The sequence below is a fragment of the Shewanella cutis genome, assembly GCF_022410515.1.
Taxonomy (GTDB): domain Bacteria; phylum Pseudomonadota; class Gammaproteobacteria; order Enterobacterales; family Shewanellaceae; genus Shewanella; species Shewanella cutis.
This window is the reverse complement of the sequence record NZ_JACSDI010000008.1, coordinates 1-23,341: the sequence shown is the minus strand read 5'-3', so window position 1 is coordinate 23,341 and position 23,341 is coordinate 1. Positions and strand designations below refer to the sequence as shown.

The window sequence follows — 23,341 nt, the reverse complement described above, 5'->3', positions numbered from 1 at the left end:
AGGAGAGAAACGTGAAAGACTTATTAAAGTTTCTGAAACAGCAAAGCAAGACTGAAGAATTTAACGGCATCAAAATTGGTCTGGCATCGCCTGATCTGATCCGTTCTTGGTCTTTTGGTGAAGTTAAGAAGCCAGAAACCATTAACTACCGTACCTTCAAGCCTGAGCGCGAAGGTCTGTTCTGTGCGCGTATCTTTGGCCCTGTCAAAGATTACGAATGTTTGTGCGGTAAGTACAAGCGTTTGAAGCACCGTGGTGTGATCTGTGAAAAGTGTGGTGTAGAAGTTACCCAGACTAAAGTACGTCGTGAGCGTATGGGTCACATTGAACTGGCTAGCCCAGTTGCCCACATTTGGTTCTTGAAATCACTGCCGTCCCGTATCGGTCTAATGCTGGACATGACGCTGCGTGATATCGAGCGCGTACTGTATTTTGAATCTTTCGTCGTGATCGAGCCTGGCATGACCAGCCTTGAACGTGGCCAAATGCTGACAGAAGAAAACTATCTGGACGCATTAGAAGAATACGGTGACGAATTCGAAGCCAAGATGGGTGCAGAAGCGGTATTAGAACTGCTGCGCGCAATCGATCTCGAAAAAGAAATCGAACAAATGCGTGAAGAGCTGCCATCAATCAACTCTGAGACTCGTCGCAAGAAAGTGACCAAGCGTCTTAAGTTGATGGAAGCGTTCCACACTTCTGGCAACAAGCCAGAGTGGATGATCTTAAAAGTACTGCCTGTGTTACCACCTGACTTACGTCCGCTGGTACCGCTTGATGGCGGCCGCTTTGCGACCTCAGATCTAAACGATCTGTATCGCCGCGTGATCAACCGTAACAACCGTTTGAAGCGTCTGTTAGATTTAGCTGCGCCGGACATCATCGTACGCAACGAAAAGCGTATGTTACAAGAGTCTGTTGATGCGCTATTAGATAACGGTCGTCGTGGTCGTGCTATTACCGGTTCTAACAAGCGTCCTCTGAAATCTTTGGCCGATATGATCAAAGGTAAACAAGGTCGTTTCCGTCAGAACTTGTTAGGTAAGCGTGTTGACTACTCTGGTCGTTCGGTAATTACCGTAGGTCCTACTTTACGTCTGCACCAATGTGGTCTTCCTAAGAAGATGGCACTGGAACTGTTCAAGCCATTCATCTATGGCAAGCTGGAAGGTCGTGGCTTAGCGACAACCATCAAAGCGGCTAAGAAGATGGTAGAGCGTGAAGTGGCGGAAGTTTGGGACGTTCTGGATGAAGTGATCCGCGAACATCCAGTGATGCTTAACCGTGCACCAACACTTCACAGACTGGGTATCCAAGCGTTCGAACCTGTATTGATTGAAGGTAAAGCCATCCAGTTACACCCACTCGTTTGTGCGGCATACAACGCCGACTTCGACGGTGACCAAATGGCGGTACACGTACCGTTAACACTGGAAGCGCAGCTTGAAGCTCGTGCCCTGATGATGTCTACCAACAACATCCTGTCACCTGCGAACGGCGAGCCTGTTATCACTCCGTCTCAAGACGTGGTATTAGGTCTGTACTACACCAGCCGTGAGCGTATCAACGGCCGTGGTGAAGGTATGTACTTTATGTCTGTTGCTGAAGTTGAAAAAGCTTACGCAACTGGCGCTGCTGAACTGCATGCCCGCGTGAAAGTGCGTATCACTGAAACCGTTATCGGTGACAATGGTGAGCGTACTGAGCAACGTCGTATCGTAGATACTACTGTTGGTCGTGCTCTGCTGTCACAAATTCTGCCAGCAGGTTTGTCATTTGATCTGGTTAACCAGAACATGGGCAAAAAGCAGATTTCTAAACTATTGAACACTTGTTACCGTCAATTAGGTCTGAAAGATACCGTTATCTTCGCTGACCAACTGATGTATACCGGTTTCCGTTTTGCAACCATCTCTGGTGCCTCTGTTGGTATCGATGACATGGTTATTCCAGACGAGAAATATACCTTAGTTGCTGACGCTGAAGCCGAAGTGCTCGAAATTCAAGAGCAGTTCCAATCAGGTCTGGTAACCGCGGGTGAGCGTTACAACAAAGTTATCGACATCTGGGCAAGTGCGAACGAAAAAGTTTCTAAGGCGATGATGGAAAACCTGTCAACTGAGACAGTGATTAACCGTGATGGCGTTGAAGAAAAACAAGCTTCGTTCAACAGCATTTACATGATGGCCGACTCGGGCGCTCGTGGTAGTGCCGCACAGATCCGTCAGTTAGCGGGTATGCGTGGTCTGATGGCGAAACCAGACGGTTCGATCATCGAAACCCCAATCGTAGCTAACTTCCGTGAAGGTCTGAACGTTCTTCAGTACTTCATCTCAACCCACGGTGCGCGTAAAGGTCTAGCCGATACCGCATTGAAGACAGCGAACTCGGGTTACCTGACTCGTCGTCTGGTTGACGTTGCTCAAGATTTAGTGGTTATTGAAGACGATTGTGGTACTCACGAAGGTCTAACCATGAAGCCGCTGATCGAAGGCGGTGACGTGGTTGAGCCATTACGTGAACGCGTACTGGGTCGTGTGGTTGCTGTTGATGTGTTCTATCCAGGCACCGAAGACGTTCTTGCGCCACGTAACACCCTGCTCGATGAAGCATGGTGTGATAAGTTAGAAGAGCATTCAATCGATGAAGTGATTGTTCGTTCAGTTATTACCTGTGATACCGATTTCGGTGTGTGTGCTGCCTGTTACGGTCGTGACTTGGCCCGTGGCCATATCATCAACCACGGTGAAGCGATTGGTGTTGTGGCTGCACAATCCATCGGTGAACCTGGTACACAGTTAACGATGCGTACGTTCCACATCGGTGGTGCGGCGTCACGAGCCTCTGCAGAAAACAACGTTCAAGTGAAGAACTCAGGTTCGTTGAAACTGCACAACGCTAAGTACGTAACAAACACTGACGGTAAACTGGTTATCGTTTCTCGTTCTTCTGAACTAGCAATCATCGACGAATTAGGTCGTGAGAAAGAGCGTTATAAAGTGCCTTACGGTACTGTGCTCGAGAAGCTAGAAGAAGCATCAGTAGAAGCGGGTGATATCATCGCTAACTGGGATCCACATACTCACCCAATCATTACTGAAGTGGCGGGTAGTATTAAGTTCGTTGATATGATCGACGGCGTGACCATGACTCGTCAAACAGACGAATTGACAGGTCTGTCATCAATCGTAATCCTAGACGTAGGTCAACGTGGTTCTGCGGGTAAAGAAATGCGCCCAATGATCCGTCTGGTTGGCGCCGATGGTAGCGACCTGATGATCCCAGGTACTGAAGTGCCAGCACAATACTTCTTACCAGGCAGTGCGATCGTTAACCTTGACGACAACGCGCAAATCGCCGTGGGTGACGCGTTAGCACGTATTCCACAAGAATCGTCTAAAACACGCGACATCACGGGTGGTCTGCCACGCGTTGCCGACTTGTTCGAAGCCCGTAAGCCAAAAGAGCCAGCAATTCTGGCGGAAATCTCTGGTACCATCTCATTTGGTAAAGAGACCAAAGGCAAGCGTCGTTTGGTGATCACACCAGCCGATGGCGGCGAACAGTATGAAGAGATGATCCCGAAATGGCGTAACTTAAACGTGTTCGAAGGTGAAAAAGTCGAACGTGGTGAAGTTATTGCTGACGGTCCAGAAGCGGCGCATGACATTCTGCGTCTACGTGGCATCCACAACGTAGCGAACTACATTGTGAACGAAGTACAAGACGTTTACCGTCTACAGGGCGTGAAGATCAACGATAAGCATATCGAAGTGATTATCCGTCAAATGCTGCGTAAGTGCGTGATCACTGCTGCTGGTGACAGTGAGTTCTTAGAAGGCGAACAAGTAGAAGTGTCTCGCGTTAAGATCGCTAACCGCGAACTTGTCGAACAAGGCAAAGTGCCTGCGACCTTTGAACGTGAACTGCTCGGTATTACCAAAGCGTCTCTGGCAACAGAATCGTTTATCTCTGCAGCGTCGTTCCAAGAAACAACTCGCGTACTGACAGAAGCTGCAGTAGGTGGTAAGTCAGATAACTTACGTGGTCTAAAAGAGAACGTTATCGTTGGCCGTCTGATCCCAGCCGGTACTGGTTACGCTTATCACAAGACCCGTAATGATGCCCGTGCTAAGAAAGACGAGCCGGTTGTAGTGAATAAGATCACTGCAAGCGAAGCTGAACAAAACCTTGCAGACCTCTTAAACCTGGCTGGTAGCCAAGATTAAGTAATCAGTTTGTAACAAAAAGGCGCCGTTGGCGCCTTTTTCATTGGAATATGCCGCAAAAGTTGGCTATTTCTTGACAGTTAGGCTTTACCTTTCTAAAATTCCGCGTCCCACCATTGTGGGATATAGATTTTTCACACCTTATCGTTGAGTTTGATTCAACTGACTCGGAGCTATACATGGCAACTGTAAACCAGTTGGTACGTAAGCCACGCGCGCCAAAAGTCGACAAGACTAATGTGCCTGCGTTGAATGCGTGCCCACAAAAGCGTGGTGTTTGTACACGTGTGTACACAACTACCCCTAAAAAACCTAACTCTGCACTACGTAAAGTAGCTCGTGTGCGTCTGACTAACGGTTTCGAAGTAACTTCGTACATCGGCGGTGAAGGCCACAACCTGCAGGAACACAGCGTGATTTTGATCCGTGGTGGTCGTGTTAAAGACTTACCAGGTGTTCGCTACCACACTGTTCGTGGCGCATTAGACTGTGCAGGCGTGACTTCACGTCGCCAAAGCCGTTCTAAGTACGGTGCTAAGCGTCCTAAGTCTTAACGTATCCGTTAAGTAAGGCCAAGCTAGTTTATTTTGAGAATTCCAGTTTTGGAAATCCCTGAAGCATACGGAGAATTGTTATGCCAAGACGTCGCGTTGTAGGACAACGTAAAATCCTACCAGATCCAAAGTTTCACAGTGAGTTGCTGGCTAAGTTCATCAACGTCATTATGCAGGACGGCAAAAAGTCGACTGCTGAAAAAATCATTTACAAGGCTCTTGATGTTATCGCTGAAAAGAAAGGCGCTAACCATTTAGACATCCTTGAAGCAGCCCTGGACAACGTTCGCCCATCAGTCGAAGTTAAATCTCGTCGCGTGGGTGGTTCTACATACCAGGTACCATGTGAAGTTCGTCCTGTGCGTCGTAACGCACTGGCGATGCGCTGGTTAGTTGAAGCTGCACGTAAGCGTGGTGAAAAATCTATGGCTTTACGTCTAGCAGGTGAAATGCTAGATGCGTCTGAAAACAAAGGTACTGCTGTTAAGAAGCGTGAAGACGTGCACCGCATGGCTGAAGCTAACAAGGCCTTTGCTCATTACCGTTGGTAATCTGATGGTGTGGGCTTAGGCCCACACCATTGTTGTTGATATTGCCAAGACAACCGTCTTGGTCGAGAGGGTATAATCGTGGCTCGTACAACCCCAATTGAGCGTTATCGTAATATCGGTATTTGTGCTCATGTGGACGCAGGTAAAACCACCACAACAGAACGTGTTCTGTTCTATACCGGTTTGTCTCATAAAATCGGTGAGGTGCATGACGGCGCCGCGACCACTGACTGGATGGTGCAAGAGCAAGAGCGTGGTATTACTATCACCTCGGCCGCTGTAACCACTTTCTGGCGTGGTATGGATGCTCAATTCACTGAACACCGCATCAATATCATCGATACCCCTGGTCACGTTGACTTCACTATTGAGGTTGAACGTTCTTTGCGCGTTCTTGACGGCGCTGTTGTGGTTTTCTGTGGTGCTTCAGGTGTAGAACCTCAATCAGAAACCGTGTGGCGTCAAGCTGATAAATACCGCGTTCCACGCATCGTATTTGTCAACAAAATGGACCGTGCAGGCGCGGACTTTGAACGTGTAGTGAAGCAAATCAGAACTCGCCTTGGGGCAACTTGTGTACCGATCCAATTAAACATCGGCGCAGAAGAAAACTTCACCGGCGTGATCGACTTAATCAAGATGAAAGCCATTAACTGGAACGAAGCGGACCAGGGTATGACCTTCTCTTATGAAGAGATCCCTGCACATTTAGCAGCAAAAGCGGCTGAAATGCATGAGTATCTGGTTGAGGCAGCCGCCGAGGCCTCTGATGAACTGATGGACAAGTACCTTGAAGAAGGCACTCTGTCAGAAGAAGAGATCAAACAGGCACTGCGTCAGCGTACTATCAATAATGAAATCGTTTTAGCGACCTGTGGTTCTGCATTTAAGAACAAGGGCGTTCAGGCGGTTCTTGATGCGGTAGTAGAATTCTTGCCTGCACCTGTCGATGTGCCACCAATTAAGGGCATTGACGACAATGAGCAAGAAGTTGAGCGCCCATCAGATGACAATGCCCCCTTTGCGGCGTTGGCATTTAAGATTGCTACAGACCCGTTCGTGGGTACTTTGACCTTTATTCGTGTTTACTCAGGCGTACTTGAATCAGGTTCTGGCGTTTATAACTCTGTCAAACAGAAACGTGAACGTATTGGCCGTATCGTGCAAATGCACGCTAACGATCGCACAGAATTGAAAGAAGTTCGTGCGGGTGATATTGCCGCGGCTATTGGACTAAAAGAAGTGACCACGGGTGATACACTTTGTGATAACGATCACAAAGTGATCTTGGAACGCATGGAGTTCCCAGAGCCAGTAATTACCATTGCCGTTGAGCCTAAGTCGAAAGCTGACCAAGATAAAATGGGTATCGCACTGCAAAAGCTTGCAGCTGAAGATCCTTCATTCCGGGTAGAAACAGACGAAGAATCATCACAAACACTGATTTCTGGAATGGGTGAGTTACACTTAGACATCATTGTGGACCGTATGCGTCGTGAATTCGGTGTCGAGTGCAACGTAGGTAAGCCACAAGTGGCCTACCGTGAGACCATTCGGGGATCAGTTGAGGCTGAAGGTAAATTTGTTCGCCAATCAGGTGGCCGTGGACAATTCGGTCATGTTTGGTTAAAACTAGAGCCTAATGAAGAAGGTGCTGGTTACGAATTTATCAACGCAATCGTTGGGGGTGTGGTTCCACGTGAATTCATTCCAGCGGTTGATAAAGGTATCCAAGAGCAGATGAAGAATGGCGTTCTCGCTGGCTTCCCTGTGTTGGACGTGAAGGTCACTCTGTTCGACGGTTCATATCATGATGTGGACTCGAATGAAATGGCGTTCAAAATTGCGGGTTCTATGGGCTTCAAAAAGGGTGCGCTTGAAGCGAAACCTGTGTTGCTCGAACCTTGCATGAAAGTAGAAGTAACTACTCCAGAAAACTACATGGGTGATGTTGTTGGTGATTTAAACCGTCGCCGTGGTTTGATTGAAGGTATGGATGATGGCTTTGGTGGCATCAAAATAATCCATGCAGTAGTGCCTCTTTCTGAAATGTTTGGTTATGCAACTGATTTGCGTTCTGCAACTCAGGGTCGTGCTTCTTACTCCATGGAGTTCTTGAAGTACACTGATGCACCGCAAAACATTGCGAAAGCGATTATTGAATCTCGTAGCTAATTTCCAGTTACGACATAAATGTAATATGGTCCTGTGAATGCAGGATTATTCTGAAAAGAAAGGAATATATCGTGGCAAAAGCTAAATTTGAACGTAGTAAGCCTCACGTAAACGTGGGCACCATCGGTCACGTTGACCATGGTAAAACCACTCTGACTGCAGCTATCTCTCACGTACTGGCTAAGACCTACGGTGGTGAAGCTAAAGACTTCTCTCAAATCGATAACGCTCCAGAAGAGCGTGAGCGCGGTATTACCATCAATACCTCTCACATCGAATATGACACACCAACTCGCCACTACGCACACGTAGACTGCCCAGGCCACGCTGACTATGTTAAAAACATGATCACTGGTGCTGCACAGATGGACGGCGCGATCCTAGTAGTTGCTTCTACAGATGGCCCAATGCCACAAACTCGCGAGCACATCCTGCTGTCTCGCCAAGTAGGCGTACCATTCATCATCGTATTCATGAACAAATGTGACATGGTTGACGATGCTGAGCTGTTAGAATTAGTTGAAATGGAAGTACGTGAACTGTTATCAGAATACGACTTCCCAGGTGATGACTTACCAGTAATCCAAGGTTCAGCTCTGAAAGCGCTAGAAGGCGAGCCAGAGTGGGAAGCGAAGATCCTTGAGCTGGCAGCAGCTTTAGACTCTTACATTCCAGAACCAGAGCGTGATATCGATAAGCCATTCCTGATGCCAATCGAAGACGTATTCTCAATCTCTGGCCGTGGTACAGTAGTAACTGGTCGTGTTGAGCGTGGTATTGTACGCGTTGGTGACGAAGTAGAAATCGTTGGTATCCGTACTACAACTAAAACTACCTGTACTGGTGTTGAAATGTTCCGTAAACTGCTTGACGAAGGTCGTGCAGGTGAGAACTGTGGTATTTTATTACGTGGTACTAAGCGTGATGACGTAGAACGTGGTCAAGTATTATCTAAGCCAGGTTCAATCAACCCACACACTACTTTTGAATCAGAAGTATACGTACTGTCAAAAGAAGAAGGTGGTCGTCATACTCCATTCTTCAAAGGCTACCGTCCACAGTTCTACTTCCGTACAACTGACGTGACAGGCACTATCGAACTGCCAGAAGGCGTAGAGATGGTAATGCCAGGCGACAACATCAAGATGAAAGTGACTCTGATCTGCCCAATCGCGATGGACGAAGGTTTACGCTTCGCAATCCGTGAAGGTGGCCGTACAGTAGGTGCAGGTGTTGTAGCGAAGATTTTCGCTTAATCGCGAATTAGCTATCGTGCTGAAAAGGAAGCTTAGGCTTCCTTTTTTATTTTGGGCTGGTGTTATTCTGAAATTTGTGTAAAATGCACGCCATTCTGAAGCTGAATAGTTTTTGATGACTATTTGCACAGCGGGCTTGAAATCTGATTTAAGATGAGTATAATGGCCCCCTCGTTGACTAAGGTTAACGAATTAAATGATAAGTCTTTGAACTTATCATTATCATAGCGGCTCCGATTGGGAGTCGAACGGTTAAATCATCTCGCTCTGCTTTTCCAGTAAGGAAGAAGCTAGAGGGTGATTTTTTATGTGTCCATTTTAGGAGCTCTGGTCAATGCAGAACCAAAGAATCCGTATCCGCTTAAAAGGGTTTGATCATCGCTTAATTGATCAGTCTACAGCGGAAATCGTTGAAACTGCTAAGCGTACTGGCGCCCAAGTACGTGGTCCTATTCCACTACCTACGCGCAAAGAGCGTTATACCGTTTTGATCTCTCCGCACGTTAATAAAGATGCTCGTGACCAGTACGAATTACGTACTCACAAGCGCCTGGTTGACATCGTAGAGCCAACTGAAAAGACTGTAGACGCTCTAATGCGTTTAGATCTTGCGGCTGGTGTCGACGTACAGATTAGCTTGGGTTAATTGAGATCCTTAGAAGAGGTTTGAGAGATGGCTATCGGTCTTATTGGTCGTAAAGTTGGTATGACTCGCATCTTCACTGAAGATGGTGTTTCTATACCTGTTACAGTAATTGAAGTTGCTGGCAACCGTGTTACTCAAGTGAAAACTTTAGAAACTGACGGTTACCGCGCGCTTCAAGTTACTACTGGTACCAAAAAAGCCAATCGCATCACTAAACCAGAAGCAGGTCACTTTGCTAAGAGCGGCGTTGAAGCCGGTCGTGGACTGTGGGAATTGCGTCTGGCAGACGGTGAAGGCGAAGGCATTGAAGTTGGTGCTGAGCTAAACGTAGGTATCTTCGCTGATGTAGCGAAAGTTGACGTTACTGGTCAATCTAAAGGTAAAGGTTTCCAAGGCGGTGTTAAGCGCTGGAACTTCCGTACTCAAGATATGACACACGGTAACTCTTTGTCGCACCGTTCGAACGGTTCTATCGGTCAGAACCAAACGCCTGGTCGCGTATTTAAAGGCAAGAAAATGTCAGGCCACATGGGTGCCGAGCGTGTTACTACTCAAAATCTGGACGTTGTACGTGTAGATGTTGAACGTAACCTGCTACTGGTTAAAGGTGCTGTTCCGGGCGCAACTAATGGCGACCTGATCATCAAGCCTGCAGTTAAAGCTTAAGGTCTGAGGAGATAGTAATGGAATTGGTATTGAAAGACGCGCAAAGCGCTCTTGAAGTTTCCGAAACTACCTTCGGCCGTGACTTTAACGAGGCACTGGTTCATCAGGTAGTTGTAGCATACGCTGCAAACGCGCGTCAGGGCACTCGTGCTCAAAAGACTCGTGCGGAAGTAACTGGCTCTGGCAAAAAGCCATGGCGCCAAAAAGGCACTGGCCGCGCTCGTGCGGGTGGTGTTAAGGGCCCAATCTGGCGTGGCGGTGGCGTAACTTTCGCTGCTAAAACTCAAGATCACAGCCAAAAAGTTAACAAGAAGATGTACCGCGGCGCGCTAAAAAGCATTCTGTCTGAATTGGTACGTCAAGACCGTCTGGTGGTTGTTGAATCATTCAGCGTTGAAGCTCCTAAAACTAAAGAGCTGAAAGCTAAACTGAAAGCAATGAACCTTGAAGACGTGTTAATTGTGACTTCAGAAGTTGACGAGAATTTATTCTTAGCAGCTCGCAACCTGTACAAGGTTGACGTTCGTGACGTTGCGGGTCTAGACCCAGTAAGTCTAATCGCGTTCAACACAGTGCTTGTGACTGCTGATGCAGTTAAGCAAATCGAGGAGATGCTAGCATGATGATCCGCGAAGAACGTTTGCTAAAAGTAATTCTTGCTCCTCACATCTCTGAAAAGAGCACTGTGAATGCTGAGAAGCACAACACTGTTGTTTTCCGCGTAGCTATCGATGCAACTAAAGCTGAAATTAAAGCTGCTGTTGCTAAGCTATTTGAAGTTGAAGTTGAGTCAGTTCGCACTTTAGTGAGCAAAGGCAAAACTAAGCGCACTGGTGGCCGTACTGGTCGTCGTAGCGATTGGAAAAAAGCCTACGTTACTTTAGCTGCAGGTGCTGACATCGATTTCGTCGGCGGCGCTGAGTAAGCAAAGGAGAATTATCATGGCAGTTATTAAGTGTAAGCCAACCTCTCCAGGTCGTCGCCACGTAGTTAAAGTGGTGAACTCTGACCTGCACAAGGGTAAACCTTTTGCTGGCCTGTTGGCGAAAAAATCTAAAAGTGGTGGCCGTAACAATACTGGCCGTATCACAGTTCGTCACGTTGGTGGCGGTCACAAGCAGCACTACCGTTTAATCGACTTCAAACGCGATAAAGACGGTATCCCTGCAAAAATTGAGCGTCTGGAATACGATCCAAACCGTACTGCGCACATCGCTTTAGTACTGTATGCGGATGGTGAGCGTCGTTATATTCTTGCTGCTAAAGGCATGCAAGCTGGCGATAAAATCCAGTCTGGTGTTGAAGCCGAAATCAAAACCGGTAACGCAATGCCACTGCGCAACATTCCAGTAGGTTCTGTTGTGCACGCTGTAGAAATGAAGCCTGGTAAAGGTGCTCAGATCGCGCGTTCAGCGGGTGCTTATGTGCAAGTTGTTGCTCGTGATGGCGCATATGCAACTTTACGTCTTCGCTCTGGCGAAATGCGCAAAGTGCCAGTTGATTGCCGCGCAACATTTGGTGAAGTTGGTAATGCCGAACACATGCTACGCCAGTTAGGTAAAGCAGGTGCTAAACGCTGGAGAGGCATTCGCCCAACAGTTCGCGGTGTTGCAATGAACCCGGTAGACCATCCACACGGTGGTGGTGAAGGCCGTACTTCTGGTGGTCGTCACCCAGTGACTCCATGGGGTGTGCCAACTAAGGGTTATAAGACTCGTAGTAACAAGCGCACTGACAAGTACATCGTACGTCGTCGTAATAAATAGTAAGAGGATTCGCCATGCCACGTTCTCTCAAGAAAGGTCCCTTCATTGACCTGCACTTGCTGAAGAAGGTAGAGAAAGCGATGGAAGCAGGTGACAAGAAGCCTATTAAGACTTGGTCACGTCGCTCTATGATCATTCCAAATATGATTGGTTTGACCATCGCTGTCCATAATGGTCGTCAGCACGTTCCTGTGTTCGTAACTGACGAAATGATCGGCCACAAACTTGGTGAATTCTCACCAACTCGCACTTATCGCGGCCATGCTGCTGATAAGAAAGCGAAGAAGCGTTAATACGGGAGGAATAAGATGGAAGTTTTAGCTAAACATCGTTTTGCCCGTACGTCTGCGCAGAAGGCTCGTCTCGTTGCTGATCAAATTCGTGGTTTGCCTGTTGCTAAGGCCCTCGAAATTTTGACTTTCAGCCCAAAGAAAGCCGCCGTACTGGTTAAAAAAGTACTTGACTCAGCTATCGCAAACGCCGAACACAACGAAGGCGCTGATATTGATGAGCTAAAAGTAGGCGCCGTCTTCGTTGACGAGGGCCCAACTATGAAGCGTATCATGCCACGTGCTAAAGGCCGCGCTGATCGTATCATGAAGCGTACCAGCCACATCACTGTGGTTGTATCAGATCGCTAGGAGAGAGCAATGGGACAGAAAGTACATCCTAATGGTATCCGTCTGGGTATCACCAAGCCTTGGATCTCTACCTGGTACGCAGATAAGTCAGATTATGCAAATAACCTGAACAGCGACTGGGAAGTGCGTAAGTATCTTGCAGACAAACTGCAAGCTGCGTCAGTATCTAAGATTGTTATTGAACGCCCAGCGAAAAGCATCCGCGTTACTATTCACACTGCCCGTCCAGGCGTTGTGATCGGTAAGAAAGGTGAAGACGTTGAAGTATTGCGTGCTGCAGTTTCAAAACTGGCTGGCACTCCTGCTCAAATTAACATCGCTGAGATCCGTAAACCTGAGCTAGATGCCAAGTTAGTTGCTGACTCTATTGCACAGCAATTAGAGCGTCGTGTTATGTTCCGTCGCGCGATGAAGCGTGCGGTACAAAACGCAATGCGTATTGGTGCTCAAGGTATCAAAGTTGAAGTTAGTGGCCGTTTAGGCGGTGCTGAGATTGCGCGCTCTGAGTGGTACCGTGAAGGTCGTGTACCTTTGCACACACTGCGTGCTGATATCGACTATTCAACCTCTGAAAGTCACACTCAATACGGTGTGATTGGTATTAAAGTTTGGATCTTCAAAGGTGAAGTTCTGGACGGAATGCTGCCACAGATTGAAGAGCCGAAACAGCAGCAACCTAAGCGCAAGCCTCGTGGTAAATAGGAGAGCCGGCAATGCTGCAACCTAAACGTATGAAGTTTCGCAAGATGTTCAAAGGCCGCAACCGCGGTCTCGCGAACGGTACCGAAGTTAGCTTTGGTACTTTTGGTCTGAAAGCAGTCGGCCGTGGTCGTTTAACTGCACGTCAGATCGAATCTGCACGTCGTGCCATGACACGTCACATTAAGCGTCAGGGACAAATTTGGATTCGAGTTTTCCCGGACAAACCTATTACCTCTAAGCCTCTTGAAGTGCGTATGGGTAAAGGTAAAGGTAACGTTGAATACTGGGTATGTCAGATTCAACCTGGTAAGGTTCTTTATGAGATGAATGGTGTTTCTGAAGTGATCGCTCGTGAAGCGTTTGCTTTAGCTGCTGCCAAGCTTCCAATCAAGACTACCTTCGTAACTAAGACGGTGATGTAATGAAAGCGAGCGAACTAAGAGAAAAGAGCGTTGAAGAACTGAACGCTGAACTACTTGGTCTGCTGCGTGAGCAGTTCAACCTGCGTATGCAACACGCCACTGGTCAGTTGACTCAGACTCATCAACTGAAATTAGTGCGCCGTAATATTGCGCGCGTTAAGACCATTATTACTTCTAAGGCGGGTGCATAATGTCTGATAAAATCCGTACTTTGCAAGGTCGTGTCACTAGCAACAAAATGGATAAAACCATTACTGTCGCTATCGAACGCCAAGTGAAACACCCAATCTATGGGAAATACATTAAGCGTACGACTAAGATCCATGCACATGATGAAGCTAATCAGTGCAATGAAGGTGACGTAGTCGCGATTCGCGAATGTCGTCCTTTGTCTAAGACTAAATCTTGGACCCTGGTTGAAGTAGTATCAAAGGCCTAATCATATTAGGTATTTAGGTAAACGGCTCCAGTATTTGGGGCCGTTTGTTTTTTAATACTATACATTCCATGTTTATGGTGTTATATTTGCGCCCCATTTTTGACTAAATTCAAAGCAAAAATGGTGTTTATAGTCCCATAGTGGGAATTGTGTAGTAACGATAGCGGAGCACTTAAAATGATCCAAATGCAATCGACTCTTGACGTCGCATGTAACAGCGGCGCACGCAGAGTTCAGTGTATTAAGGTCTTGGGTGGCTCTCATCGTCGTTATGCCGGTATCGGCGACATCATCAAAGTTTCTGTTAAAGAAGCAATTCCTCGCGCTAAAGCGAAGAAAGGTGATGTGTATAACGCGGTGGTAGTCCGTACTAAGAAAGGCGTACGTCGTCCAGACGGTTCTGTCATTCGCTTCGATCGGAATGCAGCTGTTCTTTTGAACAACAACCTGCAGCCGATTGGTACTCGTATCTTTGGACCAGTGACACGTGAATTGCGTAATGAGCAATTTATGAAAATTGTCTCGCTGGCACCAGAAGTACTGTAAGGAGCTTCAAAATGGCAGCTAAAATCCGTCGTCAAGACGAAGTAATCGTATTAGCAGGTAAAGACAAGGGCAAGCGTGCTAAAGTTGCTCAAGTATTACCTACTGGTAAGTTAATTGTTGAAGGCATCAATCTTGTCAAAAAACACCAAAAGCCAAACCCACAACTGGGTGTAGCCGGTGGTATTGTTGAGAAAGAAGCACCGATTCAAGCATCAAATGTTGCGATCTTTAACCCTGTCACAGGCAAGGCGGATCGTGTTGGTTTCCGATTTGAAGACGGCAAAAAAGTTCGTTTCTTTAAATCGAACAGTGAACTCGTTAAGTAACTGGAGTAAACGATGGCGAAACTGCATGATAAATATCAAGAGACTGTTGTCGCTGAACTGACTCAAAAGTTCGGTTATACCAGTGTCATGCAAGTCCCTCGGATTGAGAAAATCACCCTGAACATGGGTGTTGGCGAAGCCGTTGCAGACAAAAAAGTTATGGAACATGCTGTTCGTGACATGACTGCAATTGCTGGTCAAAAACCAGTAGTAACTGTTGCTCGTAAATCAGTTGCTGGTTTTAAAATCCGTGAAGGCTACCCTATTGGCTGTAAAGTGACCCTGCGCGGTGAGCGTATGTGGGAATTCTTAGAGCGTTTAGTTGACATCGCAATCCCACGTATCCGTGACTTCCGTGGTCTGAGCGCTAAAGCGTTCGACGGCCGTGGTAACTACGCGATGGGCGTGCGTGAGCAGATTATTTTCCCAGAGATCGATTACGATAAAATCGATAAAATTCGCGGTATGGATATTGTTATCACTACCTCTGCGAAGACTGATGAAGAAGGTCGTGCTTTGTTAGACGCTTTTAACTTCCCATTCAAGAAATAAGGGTAGCGTAATGGCAAAAACATCAATGAAAGCACGTGAAGCAAAGCGTGCACAGCTCGTAGCTAAGTTCGCTGAAAAGCGCGCTGCTCTGAAAGTGATTATTGCAAGTCCAGCTTCTTCTGATGAAGATCGTTGGGATGCAGTATTAAAGCTGCAAGCTCTACCACGTGATTCCAGCGCATCGCGTCAACGCAATCGTTGTAATCAAACTGGTCGCCCACATGGTTTCCTACGTAAGTTCGGCTTAAGCCGTATCAAATTACGTGAAGCAACCATGCGTGGTGAAGTTCCTGGCCTGCGTAAGGCTAGCTGGTAAGCACTTGTCACGGAGTAAGCTAATATGAGCATGCAAGATCCTATTGCGGATATGTTAACCCGTATTCGTAACGGCCAAGCTGCTAACAAAGTATCTGTGAAGATGCCTTCTGCTAAGCTGAAAGTCGCTATTGCGAAACTGCTTAAAGAAGAAGGTTACATCGCTGATTACGCCGTAGCAGATGAAGCCAAGCCTGAATTGGAAATTACGTTAAAGTACTTCCAAGGCCAACCAGTCGTTGAGACTATCCAGCGTGTAAGCCGTCCTGGTCTTCGTATTTACAAAGGTAAAAACGAACTTCCTAAAGTGATGGGCGGACTGGGTGTCGCAATTGTGTCCACTTCTAAAGGCCTGATGACTGATCGTGCCGCCCGCCTTGCAGGCATGGGTGGCGAGGTTATCTGCTACGTAGCATAAGGAGCTAGGAATGTCTCGTGTAGCAAAAGCACCAGTATCTATTCCAGCTGGCGTAGAGGTGACCTTAAACGAACAGACCCTGACCGTCAAAGGCGCGAAAGGAAGTCTGACTCGAGTGATCAACAATGCGGTCAATGTTGTTATTGAAAATGGCGTGATCAAATTCCTTCCTGTTGAGGGCGCTGTTGGCGCTTGGGCACAGGCTGGTACAACACGTGCATTAGTAAACAACATGGTTGTTGGTGTATCTCAAGGTTTTGAGCGTAAATTAAAGTTAGTTGGCGTTGGTTACCGTGCGAAACTCGTCGGTGCTGACATTGACCTGACTTTAGGTTTCTCTCATCCGTTAGTACACAAACTGCCCGCAGGCGTTACTGCAGAGTGCCCTAGCCAAACTGACATCGTCCTACGTGGCGTTGATAAACAGTTAATTGGCCAAGTCGCTGCTGAGATTCGCGGATATCGTCCACCAGAGCCATACAAAGGCAAGGGTGTTCGCTATGACGACGAAGAAGTACGCCGTAAAGAGGCTAAGAAGAAGTAGGTAACGCGATATGGATAAGAAAACATCTCGCTTACGTCGCGCTATTCGCGCTCGTAAGAAGATCCAAGAGCTGGGCGTGAACCGTCTGGTTGTACATCGTACACCGCGTCACATTTATGCTCAGGTGATCAATCCTGAAGCTCAGGTGGTGGCAGCTGCTTCAACCGTGGAAAAAGCGGTTAAAGAGCAACTGAAGAGTACCGGTAACGTAGACGCGGCTAAAGCAGTAGGTAAATTTGTTGCTGAGCGCGCGATCGAAAAAGGCGTAACGAATGTTGCGTTCGATCGTTCTGGTTTCAAGTATCACGGTCGTGTAGCTGCTCTAGCAGATGCTGCTCGTGAAGCTGGCCTCCAGTTCTAAGGGGTTATAAAAATGGCTAAATTAGAAGCTCAGCAAAAAGACGATCTGCAAGAGAAATTAATTGCAGTTAATCGTGTTTCTAAAGTAGTTAAGGGCGGTCGTATCTTTAGCTTCACAGCACTAACAGTAGTGGGTGACGGTAATGGTAAGGTCGGCTACGGCTATGGTAAAGCGCGCGAAGTTCCAGCAGCAATTCAAAAAGCTATGGAAAAAGCCCGTCGTAACATGGTGACCGTTGAGTTGAATGCAGGCACTCTGCATCACCCAGTTAAAGGTCGTCATACTGGTTCACGTGTATACATGCAACCAGCATCACAGGGTACCGGTATTATCGCCGGTGGCGCAATGCGTGCCGTATTAGAGGTTGCAGGCGTTCATAACGTTCTGTCTAAAGCATACGGTTCTACTAACCCGATCAACATCGTTCGCGCGACTGTCGATGCATTGGTGCACATGAAGTCACCTTCGCAAATCGCAGCTAAGCGTGGCCTGAATGTTGACGAAATTCGGGGGTAATGCACCATGGCAACTAAAACTGTAAAAGTTACTCAAACTAAAAGCGGTATCGGTCGTTTACCGAAGCACCGTGCTACCCTAACGGGTCTTGGTTTGCGTCGCATTGGTCACACTGTTGAATTAGAAGATACTCCTTCTGTTCGCGGTATGATCAACAAGGTCTACTACATGGTTAAGGTGGAGGATTAATAGATGCGTTTAAATACTCTATCTCCAGCTGCAGGCGCTAAGCATGCACCAAAGCGTGTAGGCCGTGGTATGGGTTCAGGCTTAGGTAAAACTGCGGGTCGTGGTCATAAAGGCCAAAAATCTCGTAGCGGTGGCGGTGTACGCCCAGGCTTCGAGGGTGGTCAGATGCCACTTAAGATCCGTTTACCTAAATTTGGTTTTACCTCGCGTCGCGCTATGGTAACAGCTGAAGTTCGTGTACTCGAACTGGCTAAAGTTAACGGTGATGTTATCGACTTAAACGCTCTGAAAGATGCGAACGTTATTACTCGCAACATCCAGTTTGCGAAAATCGTTCTTTCAGGTACCATTGAGCGCCCTGTGACCGTTAAAGGTCTGAAGGTAACCAAAGGTGCACGTGCAGCGATTGAAGCTGCTGGCGGTAAGATCGAGGAATAATACGTCGATGGCAAAACCAGGACTTGATTTAAAAAGCGCGAAAGGTGGACTTTCTGAGTTGAAAGCTCGCCTCCTGTTCGTGATTGGTGCGATTATCGTCTTTAGGGCCGGTTCGTTTGTACCAATTCCTGGTATTGACGCAGCTGTATTAGCAGAGCTGTTTGCTCAGCAAAGTGGAACCATCCTTGGCATGTTTAACATGTTCTCGGGTGGTGCCCTTGAGCGTGCTTCCATTTTTGCATTAGGTATCATGCCGTACATTTCGGCATCGATTATTATGCAGTTATTGACTGTTGTGCATCCTGCACTGGCTGAATTGAAAAAAGAAGGCGAGTCTGGACGTAAAAAAATTAGTCAATATACACGTTGGGGTACGTTAGTGCTGGGTACATTCCAGTCGGTCGGTATTGCAACAGGGTTACCAAACTTAGTCCCAGGCCTCGTGGTCAATATTGGATTCGGTTTCTACTTTGTTGCCGTTGTGAGTTTAGTTACTGGAACTATGTTTCTGATGTGGCTAGGTGAGCAAATTACCGAACGAGGTATAGGTAATGGTATCTCGATTTTAATTTTCGCAGGTATTGTTGCTGGATTACCTTCCGCTATCGGCCAAACGGCTGAGCAGGCGCGTCAAGGTGACCTGAATGTGTTAGTATTGTTGTTGCTTGCGGTAATTATATTTGCTGTGACTTATTTCGTGGTATTCGTGGAGCGTGGTCAACGTCGTATCGTTGTAAACTATGCTAAGCGTCAGCAAGGCCGTAAGGTATTCGCTGCGCAAAGTACCCACCTACCGTTGAAAATAAACATGGCTGGTGTAATTCCACCAATTTTTGCGTCAAGCATCATTTTGTTCCCAGGCACACTGGCTCAGTGGTTTGGTCAAAATGAGTCTATGTCATGGTTAAGTGATTTTTCACTGGCTGTGTCTCCTGGACAACCGCTTTACTCATTATTATATGCGGCAGCAATTATTTTCTTCTGTTTCTTCTATACTGCGCTGGTATTTAATCCACGCGAAACAGCAGATAACTTGAAGAAAAGTGGTGCATTCATCCCTGGGATCCGTCCTGGAGAACAGACTTCGCGTTACATTGATAAAGTGATGACCCGTTTGACATTAGCAGGCGCGTTATACATTACCTTTATCTGTTTAATTCCGGAGTTCATGTTAATTGCGTGGAAAGTACAGTTCTATTTTGGCGGTACTTCACTACTAATTATGGTAGTCGTAATCATGGACTTCATGGCTCAGGTTCAGACCCATATGATGTCACATCAGTATGAGTCTGTGATGAAGAAAGCTAACCTAGTTAACAAAGCGAATTTAGATCGTTTTGGTCGCTAAGTAGCTTTACGGAGTGATGAAATGAAAGTTCGAGCTTCCGTGAAGAAGATCTGCCGTAACTGCAAGATCGTCAAGCGTAGTGGCGTTGTGCGCGTTATCTGTGTTGAACCAAAACACAAACAGCGTCAAGGCTAAAAGTGAAATTGTTCAGCCCACTGTTGGGCTGAACAAATATTGTTTGCAAATCTGTCAACTGTCGAGTATCCTTTCGGGCTTTTCGCAGTTGGCCTTTAACTTAAGGAGTGCATAGTGGCCCGTATCGCTGGCATTAACATTCCTGATCAAAAGCATACAGTCATCGCATTGACTGCAATTTTCGGCATCGGCCGTACTCGCGCTAGAGCAATCTGCGCAGCTACGTCAATCGCTGAAACTGCTAAGATCAAGGAATTGAGCGAAGCTCAAATCGACACCCTACGCGAAGAAGTTGCCAAATACTTAGTAGAAGGTGACTTACGTCGTGAGATTTCTATGAACATCAAGCGTCTTATGGATCTTGGTTGTTATCGTGGTCTCCGCCATCGTCGTAGCCTGCCTCTTCGTGGGCAACGTACTAAGACCAATGCGCGTACGCGTAAAGGTCCACGTAAACCAATCAAGAAGTAACGGGAAGGTAGACAATGGCTAAAGTTCCGTCACGTTCTCCGCGTAAGCGCGTACGTAAACAGGTTGCAGATGGCATGGCTCATATCCATGCTTCTTTCAACAACACAATTGTCACCATTACAGATCGTCAAGGTAATGCGTTGTCATGGGCTACTTCAGGTGGTTCAGGTTTCCGTGGTTCACGTAAATCTACGCCATTTGCTGCACAGGTAGCTGCTGAGCGTGCAGGTGCTGCTGCTCAAGACTACGGTTTAAAAAACCTTGAAGTGTTTGTGAAGGGTCCAGGTCCAGGTCGTGAATCAGCCATTCGTGCGCTGAACGCTGTTGGTTACAAAATTACCAACATTACCGATGTGACGCCGATCCCTCATAATGGTTGTCGTCCTCCTAAAAAGCGTCGTGTATAACGCGTTTCATTAGGATAGTTGGAGAAAGATCATGGCAAGATACTTGGGTCCCAAGCTCAAGCTCAGCCGCCGAGAAGGTACTGACCTTTTCTTAAAAAGCGGTGTGAGAGCAATCGATTCAAAGTGTAAACTGGAATCAGCACCAGGACAGCATGGCGCTCGTAAGCCACGTTTGTCAGAGTACGGTTTACAGTTACGCGAAAAACAAAAAGTTCGTCGTATTTACGGTGTGTTAGAAAAACAATTCCGTAACTACTACAAAGAGGCTGCACGTCTAAAAGGCAACACGGGTGAAAACCTGCTGCAACTTTTAGAAACTCGTTTAGATAACGTTGTTTATCGTATGGGTTTTGGTGCGACTCGTGCAGAATCACGTCAGCTAGTAAGCCATAAATCAGTTATGGTTAACGGTCGTGTTGTTAACATTCCGTCATTCAAAGTGTCTGCGAATGATGTTGTAAGCATCCGTGAAAAGTCACGCACTCAAGCTCGTATCAAAGCGGCTTTAGAAGTGGCTGGTCAACGCGAGAAGCCTACATGGGTTGAAGTCGACAGCGCGAAAATGGAAGGTGCTTTCAAGCGTATTCCAGAACGTAGCGATTTGTCTGCGGAAATTAACGAACAGCTGATCGTCGAGCTTTACTCTAAGTAAGGCTAACAAACAAGAGAGGACACAATGCAGGGTTCTGTTACAGAATTTCTTAAACCGCGTCTCGTTGATATCGAGCAGGTTAACTCAACACGTGCCAAGGTTACTTTGGAACCGCTTGAGCGTGGTTTCGGCCACACTTTAGGTAACGCGTTGCGTCGCATCCTATTGTCGTCTATGCCCGGCTGCGCGGTTACCGAAGTCGAGATTGACGGCGTACTGCACGAATACAGCAGTAAGGAAGGCGTACAAGAAGATATCCTTGAAATCTTGCTAAATCTAAAAGGCTTAGCAGTGACTATCGAGGGTAAAGACGAGGCTATGCTTACATTAAGCAAGTCCGGCGCAGGCCCTGTCATCGCAGCAGATATCACGCATGATGGTGATGTCACTATCGTGAATCCTGATCATGTTATCTGTCATTTAACAGGTAACAATGATATCAGCATGCGTATTCGCGTTGAGCGTGGTCGTGGTTATGTGCCAGCATCTGCTCGTGCACAGACAGAAGACGATGATCGCCCAATCGGCCGTTTGCTGGTTGATGCTTCTTTCTCGCCAGTCGCACGTATTGCCTACAATGTAGAAGCAGCTCGTGTTGAACAGCGTACTGACTTGGATAAACTCGTTATCGATATGACCACTAACGGTACTATCGATCCTGAGGAAGCTATCCGTCGTTCTGCAACCATCTTAGCTGAACAGCTGGATGCGTTTGTCGAGCTGCGTGATGTGACTGAGCCAGAAATGAAAGAAGAGAAGCCGGAGTTCGATCCGATTCTGTTGCGTCCTGTCGACGATTTAGAGCTAACTGTACGTTCGGCTAACTGTTTGAAAGCCGAAGCGATTCATTACATCGGAGATCTGGTACAGCGTACTGAAGTTGAGTTGCTGAAGACCCCTAACTTAGGTAAGAAGTCTCTTACTGAAATTAAGGACGTTTTAGCTTCTCGCGGACTGTCGTTAGGTATGCGTCTGGAAAACTGGCCTCCAGCTAGTTTAGCAGACGACCTATAAGTCTCAGGTTTGTACAGATTTAGGTTATAAGGATTAGGTCATGCGCCATCGTAAGAGTGGTCGTCAACTTAACCGCAACAGCAGCCACCGCCAAGCTATGTTCCGTAACATGGCAAGCTCACTGGTTCGTCATGAGATTATCAAGACAACCGTAGCTAAAGCGAAAGAACTGCGTCGCGTAGTTGAGCCTCTGATAACACTTGCTAAGAGTGACAGCGTTGCAAACCGTCGTTTAGCGTTTGCACGTACTCGCGACGCTGAAGTCGTAGGTAAGTTATTCACTGAATTGGGTCCACGTTACCAGGAACGTCCTGGTGGCTATACCCGTATCCTTAAGTGCGGTTTACGTGCTGGTGATAAAGCCCCAATGGCTTACATCGAGCTAGTAGGTCGTCCAGAAGCTGCTCAAGCTGTTGATGTTGAAGCTGCTGAGTAATTAAGGTTACAAAGTTTAAAAAGCCGAGCTCATAGCTCGGCTTTTTTGTTTAGCTGTCCCGCCAAGCAATAGTTAAAAAGAATGCTTCTTTATGACAGTATCAAGTAATACCAATTCCATTAACTAACTGGTCAAAATTGTCCACTGTCTAGAGCACAATTTTATCACTCTTACTTTCTTCTCAATGAAGATTTTCCATGCGATAGAGCACTGTTCGACAATATCGTCATAACCACTAAAACAACGATTAGCCAACACATGTTGACGCAACCATTGCCATACCTGCTCTATCGGATTTAACTCTGGTGAATAAGGCGGCAACTTGAGAAGCGTCAGATTATCAAAGTCATCGGCCAAATCCTGTTGATGCCAGCCCGCGCCGTCCATGATGACCAACGCATGGCGTCTAAATGCGGTGGCGGTTGAAATCAGTTTTAAATGCTCGTGCATATATTCGCTATTGGCATGCGGGGCAATAATCGCTTGTGTCGCCCCCGTTGCCGGACACACGGCGCCATATAATACCAATCTCCTTAATTATGTGATCTAATTAGCCAACACTTTCTAAGCTTCCAGCTCATGAGCCATCCTGACATTGCTGCATCAGTTAAATCCGAGAAAAGCGT

At 47.0% G+C, this 23,341-nt stretch carries 33 protein-coding genes and 1 pseudogene; 33 read left to right on the top strand and 1 reads right to left on the bottom strand.

Translation table 11 applies throughout. The features are described from left to right. The first annotated feature begins 11 nt into the window (after positions 1-11). The 33 genes from rpoC to rplQ all read left to right on the top strand — a co-directional run bounded on the left by rpoC (position 12) and on the right by rplQ (position 22,715). On the top strand, positions 12-4,229 hold the full coding sequence (gene rpoC / locus H9J30_RS12195) for a DNA-directed RNA polymerase subunit beta' (RefSeq protein WP_240131257.1): 4,218 nt from the start codon (positions 12-14) through the stop codon (positions 4,227-4,229). Positions 4,230-4,408: 179 nt separating this feature from the next. Continuing rightward, entirely contained in the window at positions 4,409-4,783 is a 375-nt protein-coding gene (rpsL, locus tag H9J30_RS12190) for a 30S ribosomal protein S12 (RefSeq protein ID WP_011070612.1), read from the top strand. An 80-nt stretch (positions 4,784-4,863) separates the two neighbouring features. After that, positions 4,864-5,334: a 30S ribosomal protein S7 gene (gene rpsG, locus H9J30_RS12185; protein ID WP_011070613.1), complete on the top strand. Its 471-nt coding sequence runs from the start codon at positions 4,864-4,866 to the stop codon at positions 5,332-5,334. A gap of 78 nt (positions 5,335-5,412) precedes the next feature. Beyond that, positions 5,413-7,509 carry an elongation factor G gene (gene fusA, locus H9J30_RS12180; RefSeq protein ID WP_240131256.1) on the top strand — a complete coding sequence of 699 codons (2,097 nt, stop codon included), beginning with the start codon at positions 5,413-5,415 and terminating at the stop codon, positions 7,507-7,509. Between the two features lie 71 nt (positions 7,510-7,580). Further along, positions 7,581-8,765 (top strand): elongation factor Tu, encoded by a 1,185-nt coding sequence (gene tuf, locus H9J30_RS12175; protein ID WP_023266119.1) that lies wholly within the window; start codon positions 7,581-7,583, stop codon positions 8,763-8,765. Between the two features lie 334 nt (positions 8,766-9,099). After that, positions 9,100-9,411: a 30S ribosomal protein S10 gene (gene rpsJ, locus H9J30_RS12170; RefSeq protein ID WP_011070616.1), complete on the top strand. Its 312-nt coding sequence runs from the start codon at positions 9,100-9,102 to the stop codon at positions 9,409-9,411. A 27-nt stretch (positions 9,412-9,438) separates the two neighbouring features. Continuing rightward, positions 9,439-10,077, top strand: a complete 639-nt coding sequence (gene rplC / locus H9J30_RS12165) for a 50S ribosomal protein L3 (RefSeq protein ID WP_011070617.1) — start codon at positions 9,439-9,441, stop codon at positions 10,075-10,077. Positions 10,078-10,094: 17 nt separating this feature from the next. Further along, positions 10,095-10,700, top strand: coding sequence for a 50S ribosomal protein L4 (gene rplD, locus H9J30_RS12160; RefSeq protein ID WP_011070618.1), 606 nt, complete (start codon positions 10,095-10,097; stop codon positions 10,698-10,700). Next, a complete protein-coding gene (rplW, locus tag H9J30_RS12155) occupies positions 10,700-11,002 on the top strand; it encodes a 50S ribosomal protein L23 (protein WP_037421480.1) in 303 nt (100 codons plus the stop codon). The genes rplD and rplW overlap by 1 nt, the downstream gene beginning before the upstream one ends. A 16-nt stretch (positions 11,003-11,018) precedes the next feature. Continuing rightward, on the top strand, positions 11,019-11,843 hold the full coding sequence (gene rplB, locus H9J30_RS12150) for a 50S ribosomal protein L2 (protein WP_011070620.1): 825 nt from the start codon (positions 11,019-11,021) through the stop codon (positions 11,841-11,843). 14 nt (positions 11,844-11,857) lie between these two features. Beyond that, on the top strand, positions 11,858-12,136 hold the full coding sequence (gene rpsS, locus H9J30_RS12145; RefSeq protein WP_006083596.1) for a 30S ribosomal protein S19: 279 nt from the start codon (positions 11,858-11,860) through the stop codon (positions 12,134-12,136). 15 nt (positions 12,137-12,151) lie between these two features. Next, complete coding sequence (gene rplV / locus H9J30_RS12140; protein ID WP_006083595.1) at positions 12,152-12,484, top strand: 50S ribosomal protein L22; 333 nt, start codon at positions 12,152-12,154, stop codon at positions 12,482-12,484. A gap of 9 nt (positions 12,485-12,493) precedes the next feature. Continuing rightward, entirely contained in the window at positions 12,494-13,186 is a 693-nt protein-coding gene (gene rpsC, locus H9J30_RS12135) for a 30S ribosomal protein S3 (protein WP_011070621.1), read from the top strand. An 11-nt stretch (positions 13,187-13,197) separates the two neighbouring features. After that, a complete protein-coding gene (gene rplP, locus H9J30_RS12130) occupies positions 13,198-13,608 on the top strand; it encodes a 50S ribosomal protein L16 (RefSeq protein ID WP_006083593.1) in 411 nt (136 codons plus the stop codon). Continuing rightward, positions 13,608-13,799 (top strand): 50S ribosomal protein L29, encoded by a 192-nt coding sequence (gene rpmC, locus H9J30_RS12125; RefSeq protein WP_007644429.1) that lies wholly within the window; start codon positions 13,608-13,610, stop codon positions 13,797-13,799. The genes rplP and rpmC overlap by 1 nt, the downstream gene beginning before the upstream one ends. Next, the gene (gene rpsQ, locus H9J30_RS12120; RefSeq protein WP_011070622.1) at positions 13,799-14,047 is read left to right on the top strand and encodes a 30S ribosomal protein S17; all 249 of its coding nucleotides are present in this window, start codon (positions 13,799-13,801) and stop codon (positions 14,045-14,047) included. The genes rpmC and rpsQ overlap by 1 nt, the downstream gene beginning before the upstream one ends. 177 nt (positions 14,048-14,224) lie before the next feature. Continuing rightward, positions 14,225-14,593 (top strand): 50S ribosomal protein L14, encoded by a 369-nt coding sequence (gene rplN, locus H9J30_RS12115; protein ID WP_006083590.1) that lies wholly within the window; start codon positions 14,225-14,227, stop codon positions 14,591-14,593. 11 nt (positions 14,594-14,604) lie between these two features. After that, positions 14,605-14,919: a 50S ribosomal protein L24 gene (rplX, locus tag H9J30_RS12110; protein WP_011070623.1), complete on the top strand. Its 315-nt coding sequence runs from the start codon at positions 14,605-14,607 to the stop codon at positions 14,917-14,919. A gap of 12 nt (positions 14,920-14,931) precedes the next feature. After that, positions 14,932-15,471, top strand: a complete 540-nt coding sequence (gene rplE, locus H9J30_RS12105) for a 50S ribosomal protein L5 (protein WP_011070624.1) — start codon at positions 14,932-14,934, stop codon at positions 15,469-15,471. A 10-nt stretch (positions 15,472-15,481) separates the two neighbouring features. Further along, positions 15,482-15,787: a 30S ribosomal protein S14 gene (gene rpsN / locus H9J30_RS12100; RefSeq protein ID WP_011070625.1), complete on the top strand. Its 306-nt coding sequence runs from the start codon at positions 15,482-15,484 to the stop codon at positions 15,785-15,787. A 24-nt stretch (positions 15,788-15,811) separates the two neighbouring features. Further along, positions 15,812-16,204 (top strand): 30S ribosomal protein S8, encoded by a 393-nt coding sequence (gene rpsH, locus H9J30_RS12095; RefSeq protein WP_007644434.1) that lies wholly within the window; start codon positions 15,812-15,814, stop codon positions 16,202-16,204. Positions 16,205-16,214: 10 nt separating this feature from the next. Further along, on the top strand, positions 16,215-16,748 hold the full coding sequence (rplF, locus tag H9J30_RS12090) for a 50S ribosomal protein L6 (RefSeq protein WP_011070626.1): 534 nt from the start codon (positions 16,215-16,217) through the stop codon (positions 16,746-16,748). Between the two features lie 10 nt (positions 16,749-16,758). Then, positions 16,759-17,109, top strand: a complete 351-nt coding sequence (gene rplR, locus H9J30_RS12085; RefSeq protein WP_011070627.1) for a 50S ribosomal protein L18 — start codon at positions 16,759-16,761, stop codon at positions 17,107-17,109. A 12-nt stretch (positions 17,110-17,121) separates the two neighbouring features. Continuing rightward, positions 17,122-17,625, top strand: coding sequence for a 30S ribosomal protein S5 (rpsE, locus tag H9J30_RS12080; protein WP_007644438.1), 504 nt, complete (start codon positions 17,122-17,124; stop codon positions 17,623-17,625). Between the two features lie 6 nt (positions 17,626-17,631). Then, on the top strand, positions 17,632-17,814 hold the full coding sequence (gene rpmD, locus H9J30_RS12075; RefSeq protein ID WP_006083582.1) for a 50S ribosomal protein L30: 183 nt from the start codon (positions 17,632-17,634) through the stop codon (positions 17,812-17,814). Positions 17,815-17,817: 3 nt separating this feature from the next. Continuing rightward, positions 17,818-18,252, top strand: coding sequence for a 50S ribosomal protein L15 (rplO, locus tag H9J30_RS12070; RefSeq protein ID WP_011070628.1), 435 nt, complete (start codon positions 17,818-17,820; stop codon positions 18,250-18,252). A 7-nt stretch (positions 18,253-18,259) separates the two neighbouring features. After that, a complete protein-coding gene (gene secY, locus H9J30_RS12065; RefSeq protein ID WP_011070629.1) occupies positions 18,260-19,600 on the top strand; it encodes a preprotein translocase subunit SecY in 1,341 nt (446 codons plus the stop codon). 21 nt (positions 19,601-19,621) lie between these two features. Beyond that, positions 19,622-19,735 (top strand): 50S ribosomal protein L36, encoded by a 114-nt coding sequence (rpmJ, locus tag H9J30_RS12060; RefSeq protein WP_006083579.1) that lies wholly within the window; start codon positions 19,622-19,624, stop codon positions 19,733-19,735. A 114-nt stretch (positions 19,736-19,849) separates the two neighbouring features. After that, positions 19,850-20,206 (top strand): 30S ribosomal protein S13, encoded by a 357-nt coding sequence (gene rpsM, locus H9J30_RS12055; protein ID WP_011070630.1) that lies wholly within the window; start codon positions 19,850-19,852, stop codon positions 20,204-20,206. 14 nt (positions 20,207-20,220) lie between these two features. Then, entirely contained in the window at positions 20,221-20,613 is a 393-nt protein-coding gene (gene rpsK, locus H9J30_RS12050) for a 30S ribosomal protein S11 (RefSeq protein ID WP_006083577.1), read from the top strand. 31 nt (positions 20,614-20,644) lie between these two features. Then, positions 20,645-21,265: a 30S ribosomal protein S4 gene (gene rpsD, locus H9J30_RS12045; RefSeq protein WP_037421477.1), complete on the top strand. Its 621-nt coding sequence runs from the start codon at positions 20,645-20,647 to the stop codon at positions 21,263-21,265. 24 nt (positions 21,266-21,289) lie between these two features. Next, the gene (locus H9J30_RS12040) at positions 21,290-22,279 is read left to right on the top strand and encodes a DNA-directed RNA polymerase subunit alpha (RefSeq protein ID WP_011070632.1); all 990 of its coding nucleotides are present in this window, start codon (positions 21,290-21,292) and stop codon (positions 22,277-22,279) included. Positions 22,280-22,319: 40 nt separating this feature from the next. Continuing rightward, on the top strand, positions 22,320-22,715 hold the full coding sequence (gene rplQ, locus H9J30_RS12035) for a 50S ribosomal protein L17 (protein ID WP_007644470.1): 396 nt from the start codon (positions 22,320-22,322) through the stop codon (positions 22,713-22,715). 123 nt (positions 22,716-22,838) lie between these two features. On the opposite strand, the pseudogene H9J30_RS12030 reads toward rplQ, so the two are convergent. After that, positions 22,839-23,237, bottom strand: a pseudogene (locus tag H9J30_RS12030) (IS630 family transposase); the annotation flags it as partial. Positions 23,238-23,341: the final 104 nt, after the last annotated feature.

Coding starts and splice junctions, on each gene's coding strand:
- rpsL (WP_011070612.1), top strand. CDS start 4,409: ATGGCAACTGTAAACCAGTTGGTACGTAAGCCACGCGCGCCAAAAGTC.
- rpsG (WP_011070613.1), top strand. CDS start 4,864: ATGCCAAGACGTCGCGTTGTAGGACAACGTAAAATCCTACCAGATCCA.
- rpsJ (WP_011070616.1), top strand. CDS start 9,100: ATGCAGAACCAAAGAATCCGTATCCGCTTAAAAGGGTTTGATCATCGC.
- rplC (WP_011070617.1), top strand. CDS start 9,439: ATGGCTATCGGTCTTATTGGTCGTAAAGTTGGTATGACTCGCATCTTC.
- rplD (WP_011070618.1), top strand. CDS start 10,095: ATGGAATTGGTATTGAAAGACGCGCAAAGCGCTCTTGAAGTTTCCGAA.
- rplW (WP_037421480.1), top strand. CDS start 10,700: ATGATCCGCGAAGAACGTTTGCTAAAAGTAATTCTTGCTCCTCACATC.
- rplB (WP_011070620.1), top strand. CDS start 11,019: ATGGCAGTTATTAAGTGTAAGCCAACCTCTCCAGGTCGTCGCCACGTA.
- rpsS (WP_006083596.1), top strand. CDS start 11,858: ATGCCACGTTCTCTCAAGAAAGGTCCCTTCATTGACCTGCACTTGCTG.
- rplV (WP_006083595.1), top strand. CDS start 12,152: ATGGAAGTTTTAGCTAAACATCGTTTTGCCCGTACGTCTGCGCAGAAG.
- rpsC (WP_011070621.1), top strand. CDS start 12,494: ATGGGACAGAAAGTACATCCTAATGGTATCCGTCTGGGTATCACCAAG.
- rplP (WP_006083593.1), top strand. CDS start 13,198: ATGCTGCAACCTAAACGTATGAAGTTTCGCAAGATGTTCAAAGGCCGC.
- rpmC (WP_007644429.1), top strand. CDS start 13,608: ATGAAAGCGAGCGAACTAAGAGAAAAGAGCGTTGAAGAACTGAACGCT.
- rpsQ (WP_011070622.1), top strand. CDS start 13,799: ATGTCTGATAAAATCCGTACTTTGCAAGGTCGTGTCACTAGCAACAAA.
- rplN (WP_006083590.1), top strand. CDS start 14,225: ATGATCCAAATGCAATCGACTCTTGACGTCGCATGTAACAGCGGCGCA.
- rplX (WP_011070623.1), top strand. CDS start 14,605: ATGGCAGCTAAAATCCGTCGTCAAGACGAAGTAATCGTATTAGCAGGT.
- rplE (WP_011070624.1), top strand. CDS start 14,932: ATGGCGAAACTGCATGATAAATATCAAGAGACTGTTGTCGCTGAACTG.
- rpsN (WP_011070625.1), top strand. CDS start 15,482: ATGGCAAAAACATCAATGAAAGCACGTGAAGCAAAGCGTGCACAGCTC.
- rpsH (WP_007644434.1), top strand. CDS start 15,812: ATGAGCATGCAAGATCCTATTGCGGATATGTTAACCCGTATTCGTAAC.
- rplF (WP_011070626.1), top strand. CDS start 16,215: ATGTCTCGTGTAGCAAAAGCACCAGTATCTATTCCAGCTGGCGTAGAG.
- rplR (WP_011070627.1), top strand. CDS start 16,759: ATGGATAAGAAAACATCTCGCTTACGTCGCGCTATTCGCGCTCGTAAG.
- rpsE (WP_007644438.1), top strand. CDS start 17,122: ATGGCTAAATTAGAAGCTCAGCAAAAAGACGATCTGCAAGAGAAATTA.
- rpmD (WP_006083582.1), top strand. CDS start 17,632: ATGGCAACTAAAACTGTAAAAGTTACTCAAACTAAAAGCGGTATCGGT.
- rplO (WP_011070628.1), top strand. CDS start 17,818: ATGCGTTTAAATACTCTATCTCCAGCTGCAGGCGCTAAGCATGCACCA.
- secY (WP_011070629.1), top strand. CDS start 18,260: ATGGCAAAACCAGGACTTGATTTAAAAAGCGCGAAAGGTGGACTTTCT.
- rpmJ (WP_006083579.1), top strand. CDS start 19,622: ATGAAAGTTCGAGCTTCCGTGAAGAAGATCTGCCGTAACTGCAAGATC.
- rpsK (WP_006083577.1), top strand. CDS start 20,221: ATGGCTAAAGTTCCGTCACGTTCTCCGCGTAAGCGCGTACGTAAACAG.
- rpsD (WP_037421477.1), top strand. CDS start 20,645: ATGGCAAGATACTTGGGTCCCAAGCTCAAGCTCAGCCGCCGAGAAGGT.
- H9J30_RS12040 (WP_011070632.1), top strand. CDS start 21,290: ATGCAGGGTTCTGTTACAGAATTTCTTAAACCGCGTCTCGTTGATATC.
- rplQ (WP_007644470.1), top strand. CDS start 22,320: ATGCGCCATCGTAAGAGTGGTCGTCAACTTAACCGCAACAGCAGCCAC.